The organism is Nocardioides sp. P86 (assembly GCF_023712465.1).
GTDB lineage: Bacteria > Actinomycetota > Actinomycetes > Propionibacteriales > Nocardioidaceae > Nocardioides > Nocardioides kribbensis.
In genome coordinates, this window is sequence record NZ_JAMAYE010000001.1 from 365,639 (window position 1) to 389,925 (window position 24,287).

Annotated in this window: 19 protein-coding genes; 8 read left to right on the forward strand and 11 right to left on the reverse strand. The window is 75.3% G+C overall.

The window, feature by feature from the left end; translation table 11 throughout:
• The first annotated feature begins 77 nt into the window (after positions 1-77).
• Positions 78-587: a hypothetical protein gene (locus M3673_RS01720; RefSeq protein ID WP_251531092.1), complete on the forward strand. Its 510-nt coding sequence runs from the start codon at positions 78-80 to the stop codon at positions 585-587.
• Positions 588-621: 34 nt separating this feature from the next.
• On the opposite strand, the gene M3673_RS01725 is transcribed toward M3673_RS01720, so the two are convergent.
• Both M3673_RS01725 and M3673_RS01730 read right to left on the reverse strand, forming a co-directional pair.
• Complete coding sequence (locus tag M3673_RS01725) at positions 622-2,088, reverse strand: glutamate--cysteine ligase (protein WP_251531094.1); 1,467 nt, start codon at positions 2,086-2,088, stop codon at positions 622-624.
• A 191-nt stretch (positions 2,089-2,279) separates the two neighbouring features.
• A complete protein-coding gene (locus tag M3673_RS01730; RefSeq protein ID WP_251531095.1) occupies positions 2,280-3,431 on the reverse strand; it encodes a DUF4192 domain-containing protein in 1,152 nt (383 codons plus the stop codon).
• A gap of 245 nt (positions 3,432-3,676) precedes the next feature.
• On the opposite strand from M3673_RS01730, the gene M3673_RS01735 reads away from it, so the two are divergent.
• The gene (locus M3673_RS01735; protein ID WP_308196073.1) at positions 3,677-5,233 is read left to right on the forward strand and encodes a DNA polymerase IV; all 1,557 of its coding nucleotides are present in this window, start codon (positions 3,677-3,679) and stop codon (positions 5,231-5,233) included.
• Here M3673_RS01735 and M3673_RS01740 read toward each other — a convergent pair.
• From M3673_RS01740 to M3673_RS01750, 3 genes are all read right to left on the reverse strand, one after another.
• On the reverse strand, positions 5,196-6,086 hold the full coding sequence (locus M3673_RS01740) for a biotin-dependent carboxyltransferase family protein (protein ID WP_251531097.1): 891 nt from the start codon (positions 6,084-6,086) through the stop codon (positions 5,196-5,198). The genes M3673_RS01735 and M3673_RS01740 overlap by 38 nt on opposite strands.
• A gap of 307 nt (positions 6,087-6,393) precedes the next feature.
• The gene (locus tag M3673_RS01745; RefSeq protein ID WP_251531099.1) at positions 6,394-7,023 is read right to left on the reverse strand and encodes an allophanate hydrolase subunit 1; all 630 of its coding nucleotides are present in this window, start codon (positions 7,021-7,023) and stop codon (positions 6,394-6,396) included.
• A 92-nt stretch (positions 7,024-7,115) separates the two neighbouring features.
• A complete protein-coding gene (locus tag M3673_RS01750; protein WP_374108184.1) occupies positions 7,116-7,997 on the reverse strand; it encodes a LamB/YcsF family protein in 882 nt (293 codons plus the stop codon).
• A 67-nt stretch (positions 7,998-8,064) separates the two neighbouring features.
• On the opposite strand from M3673_RS01750, the gene M3673_RS01755 reads away from it, so the two are divergent.
• Positions 8,065-10,293, forward strand: a complete 2,229-nt coding sequence (locus M3673_RS01755) for a S9 family peptidase (protein WP_251531101.1) — start codon at positions 8,065-8,067, stop codon at positions 10,291-10,293.
• Positions 10,294-10,542: 249 nt separating this feature from the next.
• Positions 10,543-11,535, forward strand: coding sequence for an RNA polymerase sigma factor RpoD/SigA (locus M3673_RS01760; RefSeq protein WP_056862558.1), 993 nt, complete (start codon positions 10,543-10,545; stop codon positions 11,533-11,535).
• Between the two features lie 85 nt (positions 11,536-11,620).
• Here M3673_RS01760 and M3673_RS01765 read toward each other — a convergent pair whose 3' ends face one another.
• The 5 genes from M3673_RS01765 to M3673_RS01785 form a co-directional block, all read right to left on the reverse strand.
• On the reverse strand, positions 11,621-11,941 hold the full coding sequence (locus M3673_RS01765) for a hypothetical protein (protein WP_193664578.1): 321 nt from the start codon (positions 11,939-11,941) through the stop codon (positions 11,621-11,623).
• Between the two features lie 67 nt (positions 11,942-12,008).
• Positions 12,009-12,596 (reverse strand): dephospho-CoA kinase, encoded by a 588-nt coding sequence (gene coaE / locus M3673_RS01770; RefSeq protein WP_251531103.1) that lies wholly within the window; start codon positions 12,594-12,596, stop codon positions 12,009-12,011.
• A 1-nt stretch (position 12,597) separates the two neighbouring features.
• A complete protein-coding gene (locus M3673_RS01775; protein ID WP_056862555.1) occupies positions 12,598-13,227 on the reverse strand; it encodes a sulfotransferase family 2 domain-containing protein in 630 nt (209 codons plus the stop codon).
• Positions 13,228-13,346: 119 nt separating this feature from the next.
• Entirely contained in the window at positions 13,347-14,822 is a 1,476-nt protein-coding gene (gene rpsA / locus M3673_RS01780) for a 30S ribosomal protein S1 (protein WP_056862554.1), read from the reverse strand.
• 241 nt (positions 14,823-15,063) lie between these two features.
• Positions 15,064-16,077 carry a phosphotransferase gene (locus M3673_RS01785; RefSeq protein WP_285838964.1) on the reverse strand — a complete coding sequence of 338 codons (1,014 nt, stop codon included), beginning with the start codon at positions 16,075-16,077 and terminating at the stop codon, positions 15,064-15,066.
• Positions 16,078-16,132: 55 nt separating this feature from the next.
• Here M3673_RS01785 and M3673_RS01790 point away from each other — a divergent pair, with 55 nt between their 5' ends.
• Together M3673_RS01790 and M3673_RS01795 are read left to right on the forward strand one after the other, a co-directional pair.
• Positions 16,133-17,035, forward strand: a complete 903-nt coding sequence (locus M3673_RS01790; protein ID WP_251531105.1) for a hypothetical protein — start codon at positions 16,133-16,135, stop codon at positions 17,033-17,035.
• Positions 17,032-17,889: a class I SAM-dependent methyltransferase gene (locus M3673_RS01795; protein ID WP_308196075.1), complete on the forward strand. Its 858-nt coding sequence runs from the start codon at positions 17,032-17,034 to the stop codon at positions 17,887-17,889. The genes M3673_RS01790 and M3673_RS01795 overlap by 4 nt, the downstream gene beginning before the upstream one ends.
• Before the next feature lie 120 nt (positions 17,890-18,009).
• On the opposite strand, the gene M3673_RS01800 is transcribed toward M3673_RS01795, so the two are convergent.
• Positions 18,010-18,942: a DUF3068 domain-containing protein gene (locus M3673_RS01800; RefSeq protein ID WP_251531107.1), complete on the reverse strand. Its 933-nt coding sequence runs from the start codon at positions 18,940-18,942 to the stop codon at positions 18,010-18,012.
• A gap of 132 nt (positions 18,943-19,074) precedes the next feature.
• Between M3673_RS01800 and M3673_RS19500 the strand changes: the two genes are divergently transcribed.
• Together M3673_RS19500 and M3673_RS01810 are read left to right on the forward strand one after the other, a co-directional pair.
• Positions 19,075-20,952: a hypothetical protein gene (locus M3673_RS19500; RefSeq protein ID WP_251531109.1), complete on the forward strand. Its 1,878-nt coding sequence runs from the start codon at positions 19,075-19,077 to the stop codon at positions 20,950-20,952.
• Entirely contained in the window at positions 20,949-22,325 is a 1,377-nt protein-coding gene (locus M3673_RS01810) for an acyltransferase (protein WP_251531111.1), read from the forward strand. Before M3673_RS19500 ends, M3673_RS01810 begins: the two co-directional genes overlap by 4 nt.
• Positions 22,326-24,287 lie beyond the last annotated feature (1,962 nt).

Here is a 24,287-nt window from a genome sequence, read left to right on the forward strand (position 1 = left end):
TTAACCGATCCGCGCGCGCTCCGGGAGCCTGTGGACGACGAGGCGCGCCGGGGGATCCCGGCGGGCACCCTGGGGCGGTGCCCCACCCACCCGTACGTCGCGCCCTCGGCCCCGGCGACGCGTGCGGTCTCACCGAGCCGCTCGCGCCCGGGATGGAGGCGCTGCTGCGACGCGCCGTGCTCGACGTGGCGCTCTCGGGCCCGACCCGGGTGCGCCCACCCGTCCTGCACGTGGGTGTGCCGGGCGGGCCGACCGCGGTCTTCGTGCCGCGGACCGACGACCCCGATCTCGACCCGGCGCTGCGCACCGACGTGGTGGCGGCCATGGTGCGCCGGGCGGACCTGCTGGCCGCGGCGGACCGGACGCGGCAGGGGCACGCCGAAGCGGCGCCCACGGCGCCGGTGGTGTGGCTGGTGCGGCTGGGCGACCTGGCCCTCCAGGACGTCGACCTCGCGTGGCTGGCCGCGGCCCGGGCGGCCTACGCGGAGGCGGAGCTGCCGCTGGTGATGGTGGTGGTCAGCCGCACGGCCTGGCGCGACCCCCGCAGCGGGGTGGGGCGGAGCTGGCGGCGCCTGCGGGTGCGGTGAGGCGCGGGCGGCGCGGCACCCGACCGGGCCGCGCTCAGGTCCAGGTGTGCACCGGCTCGTTGGTGTGCATCCGCTCGGTGTAGTCGAGGAGCACCGCGCGCAGCGCGTCGTAGCGGTCCTCCCCTGCACGCTCGGCCATGCGCGCGGCGAACCACTGCGCGCCGTTGACGCCGGTCAGGCAGCGCTGCTCGATGATCCCGAGGAAGCGGTCGCGGTCGGCGGCCGCCACCCCCCACGCCTCGAGGCCCTGGTGGGCCAGCGGGAGAAGGCGGCGCAGCACGAGCTCGGTGGCCTGCACCTGTCCGACGCCGGGCCAGTAGATCTGGGCGTCGATGCCCTGCTGGGCGGCGGCGTGGAAGTTCTCCTCCGCGGCGCTGAACGACATCTGCGACCACAGCGGCCGCTCGCTCTCGGCGAGGGCGCGCACGAGACCGAAGTAGAAGGCGGCGTTGGCGACGGTGTCGGCGACGGTGGGCCCGGCCGCGAGCAGCCGGTTCTCGACGCGCAGGTGCGGCACCCCGTCGGCGACGTCGTAGACCGGACGGTTCCACCGGTAGATGGTGCCGTTGTGCAGCCGCAGCTCGGCGAGGGCGGGGGTGCCGCCGGCCTCGAGCACCTCGAGCGGGTCCTCCTCCTCGGTGACGGGGAGCAGGGCCGGGAAGTAGCGGACGTTCTCCTCGAAGAGGTCGAAGACCGTGGTGATCCACCGCTCGCCGAACCACACGCGCGGGCGCACCCCCTGGGCCTTGAGCTCCTCGCTGCGGGTGTCGGTGGCCTGCTCGAACAGGGGGATGCGGGTCTCGCGCCACAGCTCCTTGCCCAGCAGGTAGGGCGCGTTGGCCGCGGTCGCCACCTGCACGCCTGCGATGGCCTGCGAGGCGTTCCAGTAGGCCGCGAACTGGTCGGGCGAGGTCTGCACGTGGAACTGCGTGGAGGTGCAGGCCGCCTCCGGGAGGATGGAGTCGGAGGTGGTGTCGAGCCGCTCGGTGGCCCCGGCGATCTCGATGGTCAGGTCCTCGCCGCGGGCGTGGAGGATCTGGTCGCTGAGCAGGCGGTAGCGGGGGTTGGAGCTGATGCTGTGCATGCCCATGTGGCCCTCGGCCAGGGTGGGCAGGATGCCGATCATCACCAGGTGGGCCCCCACCTGCGAGGAGCGGCGCTCGGCCTCGTTGAGGCTGGTGCGCAGGGTGTCCTCGAAGGTGCGCAGCCCGCCCTCGCGCAGCCGGGCCGGGGGCACGTTGATCTCGATGTTGAACTGGCCCAGCTCGGTCTGGAAGTCGGGGTCGGCGATCGCCTCGAGGGCCTCGGCGTTCTTCAGCGCCGGGTCGCCGCGGTCGTCGACGAGGTTGAGCTCGACCTCGAGCCCGGTCATCGGGTCGTCGGTGTCGAAGCGCGCCTCGCGCAGCATGCGTGCGAACACGTCGAGGCAGCGGCGCACCTTCTCGCGGTGCCTGGTCCGGTCTGCGCGCGAGAACTCCTGCGCCTCCACCTCTTCGCCCATGCCGCGACCCTAGGGCCCCCGGCGGCCGGCCGCCTCACCCCGCCGACGTCGTCCCGCCGAGCGCACCCGCCCATGTCGTCCGCCCGCAGCCGCGCGCGTCGCCGGGAGACAGACCGCCGGGAGCCAGGCCGCCGGGAGACAGCGGGCGGCGCAGAGGACCACGGCGCCGGCCGCCTGCCGCCGGCCCCGACCTACCAGCCGTGGTCGCGGCCCGCGTCGGGGTCGTCGTCGAGCTCCCCTCGTCGGTCGAGCTCCTCGAGCTCCTCGATCTCCTCGAGGAGGGCGACCAGGTCGGAGCGGCCCGGGCCGCCCGGCGCGTCCCACGCCGCCGGCGGCACCGCGGCCGTCAGCAGCCCGCCGACCAGGCCGGCGAAGGAGTGGTCGGGGTCGACGGCCAGGGCACGGTCGAGGGCGCACCAGGCCAGCGCCCCCTCCCCCGCGAGCCAGGCGCAGAACGCGGTGACGGTGGCCGGGCCGACGACGAGCTCGGGCGGCGTCAGCCGCAGCACCCCGCGCCACAGCTCGGCCCACGCGGCGGCCTCGCGGCGCTCCACCAGCGCGCAGGCCAGGTCGCGCAGCCGTGGGCTGCGCAGCGCGAGCAGCAGCCGGGCGACCTCCTCGGGGTCGGGCAGCGTGCCGTCGACGTGGTGGTCGAGCAGCAGGTCGCGCAGCGCCATCGCCTCGACCAGCTCCCCCGCGGTGTCGCCCGGCGGGGCGAGCGGCCCCTGGGCCACCAGGCCCGCGACCCGGGCGTGGGCCGCGACCTCGGCCGGGCCGGGATCGAGGGAGCGGTCGAGGTCCTCGCGGGTGGGGTGGGTGACCTTGCCCGCGAGCACGGTCTGCGCCACGAACGGGTGCTCGCTGACGTCGTAGGGCACTCCCCAGGGCGGGGCTCCCGGGTGACGGCGCAGCATCGGCCACCAGCGGCGGCCGTCGGCGCGCAGCACGTCGACCACCTCCATGCCGCTCCCCCGGAAGGCCGGCACGAGGGCGCGACGCGCGGCGAGCGCGGTGTGCTCGTCGTCGCTGAAGACGACCAGCAGCACGGCACGCACCCGGTGGCGCACGCACGGCTGCCGGAGCAGGTCGACCATCTCGGTCAGGCCGTCAGGCTCCTGGGCCAGCTGGGCCGCGGTGGGCAGGTCGACCCGCGCGTGGAAGGCCCGCGCGGCCCCGAGCGTGAGCATGGCGACCGACTGCGTCGGGGTGAAGCCGAGCACCGCCGGCACCATGGCGAGGACGTCCTCGGGGGTGCGGGCGACCAGCGGGGCCGTGGCGGCCGGGGCGCGCGGTGTGGACGGGACGGGGCGGGGGGAGCCGGGGGCACCGGGAGTCGTGGTCATGGCACGACGCTCCCCCGCCGCGGCCGCACGCGCCGGGCGCACCGCGAGCCTGTGGAGAGGGTCGGGCGCACGGGTCGCGGTGGAGGACTCGTGGTCCTCGGTGCGGGATGCCCGACCGGGGGCCGCCTCCGGGGAGGGAGTGCGCGGGGCCCGGGCGCGCCGAGGCGCACGCGCGGCGGCCGGCGCGGTGCCCCTGCTCCCGTGTCGTCGCGGGCGAGGACGGGGCCGGCGGGTACGTTGCCGACGTGCGTGCCCAGGCCTCGGTCCTCCACCTGGACCTCGACGCCTTCTTCGCCTCGGTCGAGCAGCGCGACAAGCCGTCGCTGCGCGGCAAGCCCGTCGTGGTCGGCGGCGTCGGCGGCCGGGGCGTGGTGTCGACCGCGTCCTACGAGGCCCGGGTCTTCGGGGTGCACTCGGCGATGTCGACCCGCGAGGCGCGCACGCGGTGCCCGCACGCCGCCTTCCTCACCGGGCGCTTCCACGCCTACCGCGAGGCCAGCGGCGTGGTCATGGGCCTGCTGCGCGCGGTGTCCCCGCTGGTGGAGCCGCTCTCGCTCGACGAGGCCTTCGTCGACCTCGAGCGCGCCGACCTGCCCGACCTCGAGACGCCCACCGTCACCGCCTTCGCCCAGCGGCTGCGCCAGGAGGTCTCGGCGGCGACCGGCGGCCTGACGGCCTCGGTGGGTCTGGGCACCAGCAAGTTCATCGCCAAGGTCGCCAGCGACCTCGACAAGCCCGACGGGCTGACGGTGGTGGCGCCCGGCACCGAGCAGGAGCTGCTGCGCCCGATGAAGGCCACGGTGATCCCGGGCGTCGGGCCGGCCACGGCGGAGCGGCTGCGCCGCGCCGGCATCGTCACCGTCGCCGACCTCGAGGCGGTCAGCGCCGAGGAGCTCGTGCGGATCGTGGGCCGCTCCCACGGCACCGGCCTGTGGCACCTGGCCAGGGCCCTCGACGACCGCCCCGTGGTCGCGGAGCGCGAGGCCAAGTCGGTCAGCGTCGAGGGCACCTACGACACCGACCTCACCGACCGCCGGCTGATGGAGGGGCTGCTCACCCGCCAGGCCGGCGAGGTGGCCGCCCGGCTGGTCAAGCACGGGCTGTCGGGTCGCACGATCACGATCAAGGTGAGGCTGCACGACTTCACCACGGTCAACCGGTCGAGCACCCTGCCCTCCCCCACCGACACCGCCGGCACCATCGCCCGGGTCGCCCGCTCCCTCCTCGGCGACCTGCTCGCCAGCGCCGACCTCAGCGGCGGCGTGCGCCTGCTCGGCGTCGGTGTCTCCGGACTGGCCGACTGGGTGCAGGAGGACCTCTTCGGCGGCACCGACGCCGAGCCCGAGCCCGAGGTGCCCGTCGACCTGCCGACCATGCGGCGCCGCGAGACCTGGCCCCCGGGGCTCGACGTCGAGCACGACGAGATGGGCCGCGGCTGGGTGTGGGGCTCGGGGCGCGGCGTCGTCACCGTGCGCTTCGAGACCGCCGAGACCCCCGCCGGCCCGGTGCGCTCCTACGCCGCCGACGACCCGCAGCTGCACGCCTGGCTGCCGCCCGAGCCCGCCGATCCCGCCGATCCCGTCGAGCCCGCCGAGCCCGTGGGACCCGCCGCGCGCGACACGGTGACCGACGCGGACGGGAGCACCGACGTCGCGGGCGAGAGTGCCGCCGACAGCACGGGCGACGACGGGGAGGTCGGAGAGGTCGGAGAGGTCGGAGAGGTCGGGGAGGTCGGGGAGGACACGGGCGATGACGCCAGCGGCCTCAGCGCGCCACCAGACGCACCGGGTCCCCGGGCCTGAGCTGGGCGCAGCGGGCCACGTGCTCGGCCACCACCACGGCGACCACCGGGTAGCCGCCGGTCGTCGGGTGGTCGGCCAGGAACACCACCGGCCGGCCGTCGGGCGGCAGCTGCACCGCGCCGAGCACCACCCCCTCGCTGGCCAGCTCGCCCTCGCACGCCCGCGCGAGCGGCTCGCCCTCCAGCCGCAGCCCCACCCGGTCGGAGCCACCGCCGACCCGCCACGGCGTGGCCAGCAGCCGCTCCCACCCCGCGCGGCCGAGCCAGTCGGCCCGCGGCCCCGCGGAGACCCCCAGCGCCCCGTCGTACGCCGGCCCGGGCCGCACCACCACCGGGGCCGGAGGGGCCTGCCGCGGACCGAGCGGCAGCACGTCGCCGGGCGCCAGCGGGGCCGGACCGACCCCGGCCAGGGTGTCGCACGAGCGTGAGCCGAGCACGGGGTCGACCGCGATCCCGCCGGCGACGGCCACCCACGAGCGCAGCCCGACCGGCGGCGGGCCCAGGCGCAGCGTCGCGCCCGCCGGCACCCACTCCGCGCGGCCGGTCGACCGGGCGCGGCCGCCGACCCAGACCGTGACGGGGGCGCCGGTGACGGCCACCCACGCCCCGACCGGGCCCCACCGCAGCACCAGACCGCCGAGCAGCACCTCGAGCACGGCGTCGTCGGGCCCGTTGCCCACCAGTCGCCCGGCGAGCGCGGCGGCCGCGGGGTCGAGGGCCCCGGCGCGCGGCACCCCGAGATGGGCGTGCCCGGGACGGCCGCGGTCCTGCACCAGGGTCAGCGGCCCGGGGTCGAGCACCTCCACGTGACCCGCGGGACCCCCGGCCGCCGGCGCCGTGACGGCCCCGGTCACGCGCACCCGCTGTGAGCGTCAGACCCGAGCAGGTCGCGCCCGGGGACGTCATGCCCGGGGGCGTCATGCGAAGGGTGGATGCGCATGCACGATCCGCATGACGTCCACCCCGGACCCACGCCGACCGCGCCACCCCTCACCGCGCCACCCCTCACTGCGCCATGGACCTCACCCGCGCGCCCGGGGACGTCGCGCCCCGGAGCGTCATGCGACAGGTGGATGCGCATGCACGATCCGCATGACGTCCACCCCGGACCCACGCCGACCGCGCCACCCCTCACCGCGCCAGCCCTCACCGCGCCAGTCCTCACCGCGCCACGAACCTCACCCGCGTCCCCGGGGCCAGCAGCGCCGGGCCCGGGTCGAGCCGGTCGGGGTCCCACAGCACGGCGTCGGTGCGACCGATCAGCCGCCAGCCGCCCGGCGAGGCGGTGGGGTAGACCCCGCACCAGCGGTCGGCCAGCGCCACCGACCCGGCCGGCACCCGGGTGCGGGGGGTGGCCAGGCGCGGCACCGCGAGCGCGGCGGGCAGCCCGACGAGGTAGGAGAAGCCCGGGGCGAAGCCGCAGAAGGCGGCCGTGAGCTCGAGGGCGGTGTGGCGCACGACCGCCTCCTGCACCGAGCAGCCCCACAGGGCGGCGACGTCGGCGAGGTCCTCGCCGTCGTAGTCGACCTCCAGGACCACGAGCGGCCCGTCGGTCACCCCGGCCCCGGGGTGCCAGCGCCCGACCGCCTCGCGCACCGCGGCGTGGGCGGCGGCGTCGGCCAGCCCGTCGACGAGCACGGTGGCGGCGGCCGGCACCACGTCCTCCGCGGGCGGGCCCTGCGCTCGCAGCCACGAGGCCAGCGCCGCGGCCCCGTCGGCGTCGTCCACCTCCACGAGCAGGGCGTCCGGGCCGTACGCCAGCACCCGCCGCGCACCGACGCGACCGCTCACGGCGTCGCCACCCGCTCCAGCCACGACCGCCCCGTCGGCGGCGGACCCCGCGCCGCCCGGTCGCCCGCCTGCCCGGCCGCCCGTCCGCTCGTTCACCCCGTCCGCCCCGTGCGCCCGTCGACCGCGCTCGGCGGGGCGAAGGGCCGCAGGTCGAGGCCGGCGGCCTCGAGGGCCGCTCGGACCCGCCAGGCCCGCGCGACCGCCCCGGGGTGGTCACCGTGCACGCAGACCGACTCCACCGCACGCTCGACGGGTCGCCCCGGCGCGTCCCCACCGCGAGCGTCCCCACCGCGAACGTCCCCGCCCCGACCGTCCCCACCCCGGCCGGTCGCGTCCTGACCGTTCCCGTGCTCGCCGTCCCGCTCGCCACCTGCCACGAGGGCGCCGCTCCCCCGGGTCGCGAGCGTGACCGCCCGCGCCGCCACGAGGGCGTCGTCGTCGAGCACCGCCCCCGGCTCGGAGCGCGGCACCAGCCGCCCGGCGGGGGTGTAGCCGCGGTCGGGGAAGCCCTCGAGCACGGTACGCCGCCCGCCGTCGCGCGCGAGGTCGAGCAGCACCCCGGGCATGCCGAGCACGGGCAGGGCCCCGTCGTCGGTGACCGACCCCGCCAGCACCGCCGCGGCCTGCGCGGCGTCGTCGAGGGTGCGGTGGTAGAGCGCGCCGTGGGGCTTGACGTAGGTGACCCGGGTGCCGGCGGCCAGAGCGATCCCCGCCAGCAGCCCCACCTGGTCGGCGACCTGCTCGCGCAGCACGTCGGGCTCGACGTCGAGGGCCACGCGCCCGAAGCGGGCCCGGTCGTCGTACGACACCTGGGCCCCCACCGCCACCCCGGCGGCCACGGCCTGCTCGCACACGGCGCGCATGATCGCGGCGGAGCCGGCGTGGTAGCCGCAGGCGACGTTGGCGCTGGTCACGACGCCCAGCAGCGCGGCGTCGTCGGTGATCTCCTCGCCGAGGTCGGCGTTCAGGTCCACGGGCACGACGCGACGTTACCGACCCGTGGCCGGTCGCGCCGCCGGAGCGCTGGCTAGGGTCGGCTGCATGTCTGAGTCCTCCGCCGCACCGTCCGGCACCGCCAGCCCCGACGCCGAGGCCCCGGCGGCCCCCTCGGCCCCGCCGGTGGCCGACCGACGCCCCACGAGCCGCGAGATCCACGGGCTCACGCGCACCGACGACTACGAGTGGCTGCGGGAGAAGGAGTCCGACGACGTCACCGGCTACCTCGAGGCGGAGAACGCCTGGACCCGGGCGCGCACGGCCCACCTGGGCGACCTGCGGCAGCAGGTCTTCGACGAGATCAAGGCGCGCACCCGCGAGACCGACCTGTCGGTGCCCACCCGCAATTGCGGTCACTGGTACTACGCCCGCTCCTTCGAGGGCCGTGAGTACGGCGCGAGCTGCCGCGTGCCGGTCACCGACCCCGACGACTGGACGCCGCCGCAGCCGGCCGAGGACTGCGCCCCCGACGAGCCGGCCCTGCCCGGCGAGGAGGTGCTGCTCGACCTCAACGCGCTCGCGGAGGGCCACGAGTTCTTCTCCCTCGGCGGCTCGGCCGTCAGCCTCGACGGGCGCCTGCTCGGCTACGCCGTCGACACCGTCGGCGACGAGCGCTACACGGTGCGCTTCAAGGACCTCACGACCGGCGACCTGCTCGACGACGAGCTGACCGGTGTCATGGGCGGGGTGACCTGGCACCCCAACGGCGTCGACTGCCTCTACTCCACCGTCGACGAGTCCTGGCGCCCCGACAAGGTGTGGCGCCACCGCCTCGGCACGGCCCAGGCCGACGACGAGCTGGTCCACCACGAGACCGACGGGCGCTTCTTCACCGGGGTCGGGCGCACCCGCTCCGAGCGGTTCCTCGTGGTCGCGGTGGGCTCGAAGACCACCAGCGAGTACCGCTACCTCGACACCCACGCCGAGCCCGGCACCCCCGAGGCCGCCTGGCAGGTCTTCGCCGAGCGCGTCGAGGACGTGGAGTACTCCCTCGACCACGCCGTCATCGCCGGTGAGGACCTCTTCCTGGTCACCCACAACGCCACCGGCCCCGACTTCGAGCTGGCCACCGCACCCCTGGCTCCCACGCCCGCCAGCGGGTGGACCCCGCTCATCCCCCACGACCCGAGCGTGCGCCTGGAGGACGTCGACGCCTTCGCCGGCCACCTCGTGGTCCACCAGCGCAGCAACGGCCTGACCCAGCTGCGCATCCTCGAGCTCGGCCCCGGGGGCGTGGGCGAGGACTACCTCGTGGAGTTCGACGAGCCGGTCTACACCGTCGGCTCGGGCGGCAACCCCGGCTTCGCCCAGCCGGTCGTGCGCATCGGCTACACCACGCTGGCCGTGCCGTCGTCGGTCTACGACTACGACGTGCGCACCCGCGAGCTCACCCTGCTGCGCCGCACCCCGGTGCTCGGCGGCTACGACCCCGCCGACTACGAGGAGCACCGGCTGTGGGCCACCGCCGACGACGGCGAGCAGGTGCCGATCTCGGTCGTGTGCCGCATCGGTGCGCGTGAGGACGACGGCGGCGGCACCCGCCCGGTGCCGACCCTGCTCTACGGCTACGGCTCCTACGAGGCCTCCATCGACCCCTACTTCTCGGTGGCGCGCCTCTCGCTGCTGGACCGGGGCGCGGCCTTCGCCATCGCCCACGTGCGCGGCGGCGGCGAGATGGGCCGGCGGTGGTACGACCAGGGCAAGACGACCACGAAGAAGAACACCTTCTCCGACTTCGTGGCCTGCGCCCGGCACCTGGTCGACACCGGCTGGGCCACCCCCGACACCCTGGTCGCGGAGGGCGCCAGCGCCGGCGGCATGCTCATGGGCGCCGTGGCCAACCAGGCCCCCGAGCTCTTCGGCGGCATCGTCGCGGGCGTGCCCTTCGTCGACGCCCTCACCACGATGCTCGACGCGACCCTGCCGCTGACGGTCACCGAGTACGACGAGTGGGGCAACCCCGAGGCCGACCCGGAGGTCTACGCCTACATGGCCTCCTACGCGCCCTACGACAACGTGGGCGACCAGGCCTACCCCCCGATCCTGGCCGAGACCTCGCTGCACGACACCCGGGTGCTCTACGTCGAGCCCGCCAAGTGGGTGGCCAAGCTGCGGGCCACCGGGCCCGACTCCCGCCCCGACGTGCTGCTGCGCACCGAGATGGCCGGGGGCCACGGCGGGGTCTCCGGGCGCTACAAGTCGTGGCACGACCGGGCCTTCACCCTGGCGTGGATCCTGGACCGGATGGGGCTGGCCGGCACCACACCCCGGTGAGCGGGTGAGGGGCGCCGTCCGGGCGCGGTGGGCCGCCGGACGGCGTCCGGACCGGCGGCCGACCGGTCCTTGGGGGTGAGGTTCTGAGAAGTGGCTGAGAGTTGACTGGTCACGCAACTCTCGGTGGTCGCCGAGCGTCGTGCTGGGTGAAGGCCCACCGAGAAGGACCGGAATCCTCCGGCCACGGTGGGCGTTGAACACGACGTGAGACGCACCGACTGCGCCCACGAGCAGAAGGAGAGGGTCCCGATGGCTAGCAGCACCGGCAGCACCGCCACCCGCACCCGGGCCACATCGACCACCCGAGAGATCGAGGGCCGCGACAGCGTGGGCCTCTACCTCGACGAGATCGCCCGGAACGCGCTCCTCGACGCCGCCACGGAGGTGGAGCTGTCGAAGACGATCGAGGCGGGGTTGATGGCCGAGCACCTCCTCGCTCAGGGCCGCATCGGCCGTCGCAAGGGCGGCGCCCCCCTCTCGGCCAACGCCGAGGAGCTGGAGTGGCTGGCCGAGGAGGGCCGCAAGGCGGTGGACACCTTCATCACCGCCAACCTGCGTCTCGTCGTGTCGATCGCCCGCAAGTACGGCCGGGCCCAGATGCCGATGCTCGACCTGATCCAGGAGGGCAACACCGGCCTCATCCGGGCGGTCGAGAAGTTCGACTACACCAAGGGCTACAAGTTCTCGACCTACGCCACGTGGTGGGTGCGCCAGGCCATCACCCGCGGCATCGCGCAGCAGGCCCGCGTCGTGCGCCTGCCCGTGCACGTCGTGGAGGAGCTCAACCAGGTCGGTGGCGCGCGCCGCACCCTGGAGCGCCAGCTGGGCCGCGACCCCGAGCCGGCGGAGATCGCCGCCGAGCTCGGCATGGACGTCGACCGCGTGCTCGACCTCATGTCGTGGGGCCGCGAGCACGTCAGCCTCGACACCCCCGTCGACGAGGACGGTGACACCAGCCTCGGTGACCTGATGGCCCAGGAGACCTCCCCCGGTCCCGACCTGACCGTCCTCGACACCGAGTCGCGCGACCGTCTCAACGCCCTCGTCGGGCACTTGGACGACCGGGCCGCCGACATCATCCGCTCGCGCTACGGCCTCACCGACGGACGCCAGCACAAGCTGGCCGACATCGGCGCCAAGCACGGCATCTCCGCCGAGCGGGTCCGCCAGCTGGAGCGGGAGGCGCTGCAGAAGCTGCGCCGCTTCGCCGACCCCGACCTGGCCGCCGGCTCGGCCGCCTGACCGCACGCACGACCCACGAGAGCCCCCGCCCCTCGGGCGGGGGCTCTCGTGCGTCCCGAGGTGCCGCGGGCGGCCAGGAGCCGGCCTAGGAGCCGGCGCGGGCGTCGCGACGCTCCTGGAGCCGCTGCTGCGCGGCCTCCAGGTAGGCCAGGCAGGGCGCCTCGGCCTCGGGGTGACGCTCGGTGAGGTGGAAGGTCCAGCGGTCCATGGCCGCGAGGTAGCCGTTGTCCTCACCGGGGCGGAAGGTCCACCAGGCGCGGGTGCCCTTGGCCGTCGTGGTCGAGCAGCGCACGCAGCTGATCTTGTAGACGAAGGCCTCGTCGGCCCCCACCTCGATCCGCACCAGCGCCAGGGCACCGCCCTCGGCCTTGGCCTTGCGCTCGCGCGCCGATCGGCTCGCCACCATGTCGACCTCCTCGTCGTCGACCTGCGAGGCTACCGCCGTGCCGGCCGCGGCCCCGCAGCGCGGCGTCTCACCCGTCGACCAGACGCGCGTGCACCTCGGCCACCCGGGCGCGCAGGTCCTCCAGCGAGCCGGTGTTGTCCACGACGTACGTCGCCACCGCGCGGCGCTGCTCGCGGGTGGCCTGGGCGGCGATGCGCGACTCGGCGTCCTCCCGGGTCCAGCCCCGGTGGGCGACCATGCGCTCGAGCTGGAGCTCACGCGGGGCGTCGACGACGACCACGGCGTCGAAGTCGCCGGCGCGCCCCGACTCCACCAGCAGCGGGATGTCGTGGACGACCAGGTCGTCGGGCCCGGCGGCCGCCTCGGCCTCGGCGTAGCGCTCGAAGACCAGCGGGTGCACGATCGCCTCGAGGCGACGCCGCGCCTGCTCGTCGCCGAACACCAGCCGCCCCATCGCGGGCCGGTCGAGGTCGCCCTCGGGGGTCAGCAGCCCCTCACCGAACTCCTCGACCACCCGGGCCAGCCCCGGGGTGCCCCGCTCGACCACCTCGCGGGCGAGCTGGTCGGCGTCGATGACGACGGCGCCCAGCTCGCGCAGCAGGGTCGAGACCGTGCTCTTGCCCGAGGCCACGCCCCCGGTCAGTCCGACGCGCACCTCAGAACTCGTAGCCGAAGCGCTTGAGGTCGCGGGCGAAGACCTCGGCGACCTTGTCGCGCATCGCGTCGGTGTAGCGCTCGCGGTAGTCGGTGGGGGTGCCGGAGTTCAGCCGCGGGATCTCCGTGGGCCACTCGGCGCCGAGACGGTCGAGCACGGTGCGCAGGTCGGCCTCGAAGCTCTCCTGGCGACCGATGAAGTCGGCCGTGCGCTGCTTGGTGCGCAGGTAGGCGATCTGGGGGCTGTTGAGCTGCCCCTGCCGGTCGAGCCCCTCCATCACGAACGACTCGAAGTCGGGGTAGCGCTCCTGCACCAGGCGCCACAGCCGGTTGCCCGCGAGCCGCTCGGCGGCCTTGGCGTTGCCCTCGGCGACGTACCGCTCGTTGCGCTTGATCATGGAGTGCCACGACAGCAGCCGGGCCCACGGGTTGCGCACGAAGCCGAAGATCCAGTAGTCGGCGAGCTCGGGGTGCTGCCTGAGCGCCGGACCCAGCTGGGCGTGGCGGCCCTGCGGCAGGTCGCGCACGTAGGCGACGTCGGGCAGCACCGCCTGGAGCATCGAGTCGATGGTCGACCCGCCGGTCTTCTGCACGTGGACGAAGAGCACGCGCGCCTCGTGGGAGACCATCATGGGCGGCAAAGTACCAGCCCCGCCCGCCGACGCCACGAGGGCCCGGCCACCTCTCGGTGACCGGGCCCTCGGGCGTCGTGCGGGTGCTGCGTGGTGCGGGTGCTACGGGATGCTGCAGGTCAGCTCGCGCCGCCGGTGAGCTTCTCGCGCAGGGCCTGGAGCGCCTCGTCGGAGGCCAGCGAACCGCCCTCGGACTCCGTCTCGTCCTCGGTCGAGCCCGAGGAGTACGACGTGGCCTCGCCGGCCTCGACCTCGGCCACCTTGGCCTCGGCCTGCTGCTTGACGTGGGCCTCCCAGCGAGCGTGCGCCTTGGCGTACTGCTCCTCCCAGACCGCCCGCTGCTCGTCGAAGCCCTCGAGCCACTCGCCCGTCTCGGGGTCGAAGCCCTCGGGGTAGACGTAGTTGCCCTGCTCGTCGTAGGTCGCGGTCATGCCGTAGAGGGTCGGGTCGAACTCCTCCACGTCGGCGGCCGCGGCGGTCTCGTTGGCCTGCTTGAGCGACAGCGAGATGCGACGACGCTCGAGGTCGATGTCGATGATCTTGACCATGACGTCGTCGTTGACCTGGACGACCTGCTCGGGGATCTCGACGTGACGCTCGGCGAGCTCGGAGATGTGCACCAGGCCCTCGATGCCCTCCTCGACGCGGACGAACGAGCCGAAGGGCACCAGCTTGGTGACCTTGCCGGGCACGATCTGACCGATCTGGTGGGTCCGGGCGAAGTGCTGCCACGGGTCCTCCTGCGTCGCCTTGAGCGACAGGGAGACACGCTCGCGGTCCATGTCGACGTCGAGCACCTCGACGGTGACCTCGTCGCCCACGGCGACGACTTCGGAGGGGTGGTCGATGTGCTTCCAGGACAGCTCCGAGACGTGCACCAGACCGTCGACGCCGCCGAGGTCCACGAACGCACCGAAGTTGACGATCGAGGAGACGACGCCCTTGCGGATCTGACCCTTCTGCAGCTGGGTCAGGAAGCCGTGGCGGACCTCCGACTGGGTCTGCTCGAGCCAGGCACGGCGCGACAGGACCACGTTGTTGCGGTTCTTGTCGAGCTCGATGATCTTGGCCTCGAGGGTCTGGCCGACGTAGGGCTGCAGGTCGCGGACGCGACGCATCTCCACGAGGGAGGCCGGCAGGAAGCCGCGCAGGCCGATGTCGAGGATGAGGCCGCCCTTGACGACCTCGATGACGGTGCCCTCGACGACGCCGTCCTCCTCCTTGACCTGCTCGATGGTGCCCCAGGCGCGCTCGTACTGAGCGCGCTTCTTGGACAGGATCAGGCGGCCTTCCTTGTCCTCCTTCTGGAGGACCAGGGCCTCGACCTCGTCGCCGACCGAGACGACCTCGGCGGGGTCGACGTCGTGCTTGATCGACAGCTCACGCGAGGGGATGACGCCCTCGGTCTTGTAGCCGATGTCCAGCAGGACCTCGTCGCGGTCGACCTTCACGATGGTGCCGGCGACGATGTCGCCGTCGTTGAAGTACTTGATCGTCGCGTCGATGGCGGCGAGGAAGTCCTCTTCCGACCCGATGTCGTTGATCGCGACCTGAGGCGCGTCGTAGTCGGGAAGAATGGAGATGGTGCTCGTCATAAGGGAAGTATTTCCTTGGATGGGCAGAAGTCGTGCGGGCACGCCCGAGGTCGGGTTTCACTACCGGTGGATCGGTGCCCGGGGCGATCGCGACGCGGTGGGCGAGGCGGCTGGGCGTGGTAGCGAGCGAGGGTCCACTCCGTCTGGGACGCAGGCAGACTTCAGGCGTCTGGCCAGACTACGCCGCGGCGCGCGCGGCAGTCCAACCCGCACCCCTGTGCCGACGCGCCTTCGGCGGGGCTCAGCCCGGGGGCTCGTCGGCCGCCGCGTCGCCGGCGCGGGCGATCGCGCGGAGCAGGACGTCGGCGCGTGCGGCGGCGGGGTTGGCGTCGCGGCGCGAGGCGAGGTCGACCAGCGCCGCGAGGTCGGCGGCCCGGGCGAGCACCAGGGCCTCCTCCGCGCTGACGTCCAGGGCGTCGGCGTACGTCGCGACGGCGGCGTCCTGGAAGACCGGGGCCCGGTGGTGGCGCACGAGGTTGCCCAGGTCGGTGAAGGGCAGCCCCGCGTGGGCGTACTCCCAGTCGACGAGGCCGGTGAGCCGCTCGCCGGCCGGGCGGGCGGGGTCGAGGAGCACGTTCTTGGGGTTGGCGTCGCTGTGCACGAGGCACACCCCGTCGACGGCGTCCAGCGCCTCCTGGGCGTCGACGGCGGCCGCGAGCAGGCCCGTCCACTCCGCCGGCGTGAGGTGGTCGAGACGGTCGGCGTAGACCTCCACCAGCGCCGGCAGGCCGTCGACGTCGTAGGGCGGCTCGTGCACCCCGACGCTCAGGTCGGCGTCGACGAAGGGGCCCCAGCGCAGCATCCGGATCCCCGCCAGCCGCGCCAGCGCCGCGCCGAGCTCCTCGCCCAGGGCGGCCAGCTCCTCGTCGGAGGCGAGCTCGGCGCTCGCCCCCGCCGACCCCGCGGGCGGGTCGGCCAACGGGTCGGCGCGGCGCAGGACCAGGTCGCCGCGCGTGCCCGGCAGGAAGGAGGTGACCAGCAGGCCCGGCAGTCCGCGGTCGGGGTCGCCGTGCCTGACCTCGAGCACCTGCGGCACCGGCACCGTGCCGCGCGCCAGCCGCAGCACCGCCGCGTCGACCGACGGCGCGGCCGGCCCCCGGCCGCCGGCGTAGATCCGCACGACCGAGCGCTCACCCCCGGTCTCGGCCAGGAACGTCTCCCCGGAGTAGCCGCCCTCGAGCGGTCGGAGGCCCGCCGCGAGACCGCCGGGGGCGCCGGTGTGCTCGGGGGCGTGCTCGGAGGGGGGCACCGTCATGGCCAGGATGCTGCCACGGCCTCCGCGCGACGGCGCTGCGCCGTACGGTGAACCCGTGAGTCCCGACGTGCCCAGCCGCCCCGTCCCCCGCTCCCCGCGTCGACCGGCGCCGGGCTGGCCCACGGGCCTGCCGCGGGAGGTGCCGCGCGACCTCGGCGGCGTGCTGGGTGTGCTCGGCGAGGCGGCCAGGCTCCCCGTGCGGGTCGGGGTCGCCGCCACCCAGACGACGCTCCAGCTGGGCCGTCTCGCGGCTCCCGACGGGCCCGTGCGCCGCCCCGGCGGCTACGCCGACCTGGTGCTGCGGGTCATCGGCGAGCACGGCTACGCCCAGCAGCTGGTGGAGCTGCTCACCGACGAGGACGGCCCGATGCGGCTGGCCCGCACCGTCAACGAGCTGATGGAGCCCGGTCGTCCGGTCGCCCGCCTGCTCGAGCGCGACGGTCTGCTCGACCGGCTGCTGGCCGACGAGGGCCCGCTGGCCCGGCTCACCGCCGCCGACGGCGGGCTGGAGCGGCTGCTGGGGCCCGACGGCCCGGTCGAGCGGCTGCTGGCCCCCGACGGGGCGCTCGAGCGCCTGCTCGCCGAGGGTGGCGCACTCGACCAGCTCATCGCCCACGAGGGCGTGCTCGACCGGCTGCTGCAGACCGGCGGCGCGCTCGACCGGCTCACCGCCGCCGACGGGGTGCTCGACCAGGTGCTGCGCCCGGACGGGCTGGCCGACCGGATGCTCACCGAGGACGGCTTCGTGGAGAAGCTCATCGCCGACGGCGGCACCCTCGACCAGCTCGTGGCGCTCGGCGCCACGCTCGAGGGCATCCAGCCGCGCCTGGTGGAGCTGGCCCGGATCGTGCCGGCGCTCGCCGAGTCGGCCGACGCGCTCGGTCGGGCCGTCGGCCCGCTGGGCGACCTGGCCGGCCGCCTGCCCGGGCGCCGCAAGCCGACGCCGCTCGCGCCGTGAGCGCCCTGCCGCCGCAGCCCGACCAGGCGCCCGACTCCCGCTCCCACCCGCCCCTCCCGCCGGTGCGGGTGGAGCGCCGCGACGTCGGCGAGGAGGAGTCGCGGCGCGCCAACGGCCCCGACTGGGACCGCTACGCCGACGACTACCAGGCCACCCACGGGGAGTTCCTCGGCGACGCCGGCTTCGTGTGGGGCCCGGAGGGCCTGACCGAGGCCGAGGCCGGCGTGCTCGGCCCGGTGGCGGGCCGCGACGTGCTCGAGGTCGGCTCGGGCGCCGGGCAGTGCAGCCGCTGGGTGCGCGACCAGGGCGGACGCTCCTTCGGCGTCGACCTGTCCTACCGCCAGCTCCAGCACTCGCGGCGCATCGACGAGGGCACCGGCGTGGTCGTGCCCTCGGTGCAGGCGACCGCCACCCACCTCCCCTTCGCCGACGCCTCCTTCGACGCCGTGTTCTCCTCCTTCGGGGCGCTGCAGTTCGTGCGCGACCTCGACCGGGCCGTGGCCGAGACCGCGCGGGTGCTGCGACCGGGCGGCCGCTTCGCCTTCTCCATCACCCACCCGACGCGCTGGATGTTCCCCGACGACCCCGGCGAGGCCGGCCTGGTCGCGTCGCAGTCCTACTGGGACCGCACGCCCTACGTCGAGGTCGACGACGCCACCGGCGAGGTGTCGTACGTCGAGCACCACCGCACCCTCGGCGACTGGGTGGGGGTGCTGGCCGGTCACGGCTTCGCGATCGTGCGGCTGGTGGAGCCGGAGTGGCCCGAGCACCACGACCGGGTGTGGGGCGGCTGGTCGGCCACCCGCGGCCGCTGGACCCCGGGCACCGCGATCTTCGCCTGCGACCTGCGCTGAGCCCGCGCCGTCGAGGCCCGTGACGGCCCGTGACGCCGGCAGGCCCCGGACCGTGTGGTCCGGGGCCTGCGGGTGGTGCTGGTGGTGCGGGTGCGGCCCGCGACGGGTCCGCGAGACCGGTCAGCGACCGGCGGGCGTCCTGTCGCGGTGCGTCGTGCTGGCCGTGCCCGCGGTGCGCGGGCGCGCGCGCAGGAGGAGCACGGCGCCGGCGACGAGCAGCAGGCCGCCGCCGACGAAGCCGACGATCGGCACGGTGCGGGTGATGAGGTCGAGGCTGGCGATGTTGTCCTCGGCGTCGGCGACGTTGGTCGCCTGCTGGTCCTCGGTGAAGGCCAGCTGCAGGTCGAGGGCCTGCGTGCCGTCGTCGAGGTAGCGCTGCTGGTCGTCGGTCTGGTGGATGATCGCGCCGGTGCGCGGGTCGACGTAGATCTCCTTGACGTCGTCGTAGGTGCCGTTGAGCTCGAGCAGCGCGCTGACCACGATCGGCGCGTCCTGGATCTCCACGCGGTAGACGTAGGTCTCGAGGCCCATGACGTCCTCGGTGCGGTCGTAGACCGCGTCGACGCCCTCGCCGGTCACGCTGTCGAAGTAGGTGTAGGTGGTCTTCTCCGCGTCGAAGGGCCACTTGTTGACGACGCCCTCGTGGGCCGCGGCCTGCGCCGGCAGCTCGTCGGACTCGACCGACTCGGCGGTCGTGCGGTCGGTGGCGAAGAAGTCGTCGGCACCCGACAGCACCGACTCGTCGTCGAAGGCCGGGCACTCCTCGGTGGCCTCGGTGCCGTAGACGGCGCAGGAGCGGTTGAAGAACACCGCGGTGTCGTCGCTCGAGGCCTCGCTGTCGCTCTTGGTGATGCTGAGGGCGTAGATCGGCTCCGCCGCACCCAGCTCGTTGGTGGCGGTGTCGAGGCGCGCGGCCTCACCGCTGAGCACCGTCACCGAGTCCACGTCGATGGGGGTGCGCTTGACGGCCCCCGGTGCCCACGTGAGGGCGACCACGGCCGCCACCACCAGGAATGCCCCCAGGCCCACGAGGACCCGTCCCAGAATCTTCATCCACTTCCCTCCCAGAAAGATCGATCGGCGAACCGTAACCCATCTGGAGGACGAAGTGTGCCTCCCGTCACAGGCTGTTACCGAACAGTAGGAATCGGTGGCCCGCGGCGCGCCTGTGCCAGACTCGCCGGCGTGCCAGACCAGCCGTCGACGTCGACCCGCACGACCTCGGACGACGCGGCGGTCTCGGCACCTCCCGCGCGCCACGACCGGCCGCCGACCGCCGGCGCGCGCCCCCTCGTCCTCGGCGCGTGCTCGATCCTGGTGGCGGCCCACCTGGCCCTGCGGGCGTGGGCGCTCTACCCGAGCTGGTTCTACCTCGACGACCTCCAGATGCTCGACGACGCCGAGCGCTCCGGCCTCGGTGCGGGCCTGCTGCTGGAGCCCTACGACAGCCAGTTCATGCCGCTCGGCCGGTTCCTCGCCTGGGTGGTCACCACCGGTGGCGACGTCGACTGGGCCCTCGCCGCCACGACCACCCTGCTGCTGCACCTGCTGGCCGCGGCGGCCTGCGTCTGGATGCTGGTCGTGCTCTTCGGGGCCCGCTGGGCGGTCGTGCCCCTGCTCGCCCTCTACCTCTCCAGCGCCATGACCCTGCCGGCCGCCATGTGGTGGGCGGCCAGCCTCAACGCGCTGCCGCTGCAGGTCGCGTTCTTCTCCTCGGTCGCCGCCTGGACCTGCTACCTGCGCACCGGGCGGCTGCGCTGGCTCCTCGTGACGCTGGTAGCGCTGTCCTTCGGCCTGCTGGGCTACGTCAAGGCGCTGGTCCTGCTGCCGATGCTCGCGGCGTACGCGCTCGGGTGGTTCGCCGAGGGCGGTCCGGCGCGACGTGCGCGCGTGCTGGCCCGTCGCTTCTGGCCCGCCCTGGTCGGCTGCACCGCCCTGGCGGTGGCCTACCTCGTGCACTACCTGCTGCGGGTGCCCTCGCTGGCCGAGGAGACCTCGGGCTCGGTGGCCGGCGGACTGGCGGAGACGATGCTCGGCCGGTCGCTGTCCACCGGGCTGCTGGGCGGTCCGTGGCGCTGGAGCGACGTCAACCCGCCCGCCGGGCTGGCCGATCCGCCCGACCTGCTCGTGCACCTCGCCTGGGTCGCCCTGACGCTCGGCGGGCTCTTCGTCGTGCTCCGGCGCACCGGGGCGGCCCGGGCCTGGGCGCTGCTGGCCGCCTACGCGGCCGCCTCCTACGTGCTGCTGCTGGTCACCCGGGCGCCCGTCGTCGGGGAGGTGGCGGGGCTGGAGTACCGCTACCTCAGCGACGTGGCCTGCGCCGCCGTGCTGTGCCTGGGGCTCGCCGTCCTGCCCCTGGCCGGGGCGCCCGGCTCGAGCCGGCCCCGGGACACCCCGCTGCTGCTGGTGGTCGTGGGGCCGCGGGTCCTCACCGTCGCCACCGTCGTGGTGGTGGTGGCCGGGGTGGTGAGCTCGGTGCTCTACGCCCGCATCTGGCACACCGACAACCCCGGCGAGACGTACCTGCGCACGACCCAGGCCGAGTTCGCCGGTCTCGGGGCCGTCGACGTGGCCGACACCGTGGTGCCCGACGAGGTGGTGCCCGGCTACCTCTACCCGTTCAACACGACGGTCAGGCTGCTGCCGGTGGTGGTCGACAACGCGCGCTTCCCCTCGGTCACCGACCGCCTCGTCGCCCTCGACGCCCAGGGACGCCCGCGGCGCGCCGTCATCGACCCCGTGGCCGTGGCCGAGGAGGGGCCGCGGCCCGGCTGCGGGTGGGCCGTGCGCGAGGGCCGCTCCCGCACCGTGCCCCTCGACGACACGGCCTTCGACTACACCTGGTGGGTGCGGGTCGGCTACCTGTCGTCGGCCGCCGACACCGTCACCGTCGAGGTGGGCGACCGCACGGTCGAGGCGCCGGTGGACGCGGGCCTCGGCAGCCTCTACGTGGAGGTGACCTCCGCGGTGTCGTCTGTCACCCTGGACGGGCTGTCGCCGGGGACCACGATGTGCGTCGACGTCGTGGAGGTGGGCACAGCCGTCGCAGGAGGTCCGTTGTGAGCACACCGTCGCACGCCCGGCTCGAGGCCGGGGCCGACTCAGGGACCGATTCAGGGACCGCCTCCGGGACCGCCACGGGGGCCCGCAGCGCGACCGCCGCGGCCCCCGCTCTCCCCCAGGGCTCGCTCGTGCCCCCGCCGGCGCGCAACGGCCCCGACTTCGCCGCACTCGACGCGCTGCGCGCCGTGGGCGCGCTGTGCGTGCTCACCACCCACGTCGCCTTCTGGTCCGGCGACTACACCGGCAACGGGTTCTGGGGCACGCTGCTGGCCCGGCTCGACGTCGGTGTCGCGCTCTTCTTCGTGCTCTCGGGCTTCCTGCTCGCCCGCCCCTGGCTCGCCGCCACGGCCGACCGCAGGCCGACGCCGGCGACACCGGACTACCTGTGGAAGCGCTTCCTGCGGATCGCCCCGCTCTACGTCGTGACCGCGGCCCTCGCCCTGGCGTTCGTGCGCAGCAACGCCGACCTGTCGTGGGGCGACCGGATCGCCACGCTCCTCATGCTCGACACCTTCCGCTCCCCGCTGCTGCCCGGTGGGCTGACCCACATGTGGAGCCTGGCGGTCGAGGTCACCTTCTACCTCGCGCTGCCGGCCCTCATGGTCGCGCTGCTGGGCCGTCGCCGGGTGCGGGCGGCCCGCGGCCTGCGCCCGGCCCGGGTCCTGGTCGGCATCGCGGCGCTCGTCGTGGTCACCGCCTGGTGGCACCTCGACGGCGCGGCCCGGGTGAGCCCCCACACCGATGGCGCCCCGCTGCAGTGGCTGCCGGCGTACCTGTCGTGGTTCGCCCTCGGCCTGCTGCTCGCGCTGGCCCACGTGCTGCACGAGCGGGGGGCGTGGGAGCGCCTCACCGCGCCGCTGGTGGCGCTGGGCCGTCAGCCCGGGAGCTGCTGGGCCCTGGCGGCCGGCCTGCTGCTCGTGGCCGCGACCCCGGTGGCCGGACCCTCGATGCTCGACGCCCCGACGCCGGGGCAGTCGCTGACCAAGAGCCTGCTCTACGCGGTGGTCGGGCTGCTGGTCGTGGTGACCGGGGTCTTCGCCGACCCCACCAGCCGCTACGCCCGGGTGCTCTCCCACCCCTCCGCCCGGCGGCTGGGCTGGATCTCGTTCGGGATCTTCTGCCTGCACCTGCCGCTGCTGCACCTGGTGATGTGGGCGACGCCGTGGGAGCTCTTCGAGGGCCACGGCGTGCCGCTGTGGCTGCTGACGCTCGCGCTGTCGCTGGTGGCGGCGGAGGTGTCCTACCGCCTCGTCGAGCGCCCGGCGATGCGCCTGCGCGGACTCGTGGGGAGCCGCTCGGCCAGCCGGCCGGGGAGCCGCACCCCCTCCGGTCCGGCGACGAGCAGCCCCACCAGCGGCACCAGCATCAGGTAGACCGGCCACGCCGCCTCGCCGGCCCACCCGTCGCTGCTGCCCCAGGGCGTCACGGCGTAGGCGCCGGCGACGACGAGGACGGGCACGGCGACCGCCCAGGCGAGCGCGTCGCCCGCCCCCCGGCGCTCCAGCGGCCCGGCCGCACCCCGCACGAGCACCGTGACGACGACCGCCACGACCACGCCGGGCCAGCCGGCCACGGCGCCCGCGCCGAGCAGCCCGGCGCCGGCCAGCAGGGCGCCCGGCACCCGGCGGTCGGTCAGCGGTGCGGCGTCGTCGGGCCACCCGCGGCGTCGGCCGAGCAGAACGAGGACGAGCAGGGCCACCAGCCCGATGAGCCCGGCCAGCAGACCGGCGCGGTAGGCGCGGTCGGGTGCGAACACCGCCTCGACCGGGGCGGCCTCGGGCTCCGCTCCGTTGGCCGTTCCCGTGGCCGTTCCCGTGGCCGCTCCCGTGGCTGCGGAGGGGGCGGTGGCGTCAGGGAGCAGCCAGCCCTGCTGCCAGCCGTCGACGACCACCGGGGTCAGGTCGATCCCCTCCTGCGAGGCCCGCCAGCCGGTGTTGGCGTTCTGCCGCAGTACCACGAGCGCGTCGCCGGCGGCGGGCTCCACCGTGCGGGTGTCGGGGGTCCGGCGCCACGGCAGTGCCTGCTCCCCCGCGCCCAGCGGGAGGGCGGCCTGCGCGGGGTCGGTGAGCACGAGCGCGTCGACGGCGAGCGCGGCGCTGCTGGGGGCGTCGACCAGCACCTCGCCGGCGGGCAGGTCGAGGGTGGCGCCGCCGCACAGCCGGCCGTCGACGACCTCGCCGCGGGCCAGGTCGGCGGGCGCGGCCTCCAGCGCGGTGGGGAGCGTCTCGCCGTCGACGACGACGTCGGGGCCGGTACCGCAGGGGTAGGCCACCGGCTCGGTGGGCAGCGCCAGCGGGAGGTACTCCACCCCACCCAGGTCGAGCTCGGAGATCCCCACCCCGAGGTCGATCCCGGCGGCGGCGAAGTCGAGGCTCGTGGTGCCGTCGGCCTCGAGCACCTCGAGGCGGAGCCGGTCGGTGCGGATCGGGGCCAGGCGCGCCCGTCCGTCCTCGAGGTCGATCGTGCGCTGCCCGTCGGGCCAGATGAGCCGCAGCCGGGTCGGGGCCCGCACGGCGGCGTCCTCGTCGACGTCGACCGCGATCCGTCGCAGCGTGCGCTGCCCGAGCCAGGAGAGCTCCAGCGCCGGGCGCAGGTCCTCGGGGTCGGCGGTCCACGTGGTGCCGGGGTCGCCGTCGACGGCGGCCAGGGCACCACCGCGCGGGTCGGGCACGGCGGTGCTGCTGACGTCGACCGACACCGGCTGGTCGCGCAGCGCGAGCCGGTCCAGCTCCGGTCTGCCGCGCGGCACCAGGCTCAGCCGGGTGTCCCACGCCGAGGCGGCGTCGAGGGTGAACGCGCGGCTCAGGCCGGCGGCCTCCTCGTCGTCGCGGTCGCGGCCGGCCACGCAGCGCACGTCGCCGTCCACGACGACGCAGCCGCGGCGGGCGTCGCGGTCGCGTCGCAGCACGACCGCGGCCGGGTCGCCCCACGACCCGGGCAGGGTCGGCAGCACGAGGCGGCGGCGTACGTCGACCCCGGGCAGCGCGACCTCCGCCAGCGACAGCGCACGACCGGCCACCCCGGAGGCGTCCTCGACCTGGACCCAGGTGGTCTCCCCGGCCGGCAGGGCGGTCTCGCGGACGTCCCCGGGGCCGAGCCGGACTTCCTCGCCCAGCCCGGCCTCGGTGCGCACCCGCACGAGCTGGTCGTCGGTGGCGCCGGGCCCGCCCTTGAGCCGCACGGTGCCGCCGGCCAGGGGCTGCTCGAGGTCGAGGCGCCACCACGCCGACGAGGAGGACAGCGGGGCCGTCTCCCAGGCGGTCGCGGGGTCGCCGTCGACCGCGGCGTAGGGCAGCGCGCCGCGGCGCGTGCCACCGACCGCGGTGGCGTCGGAG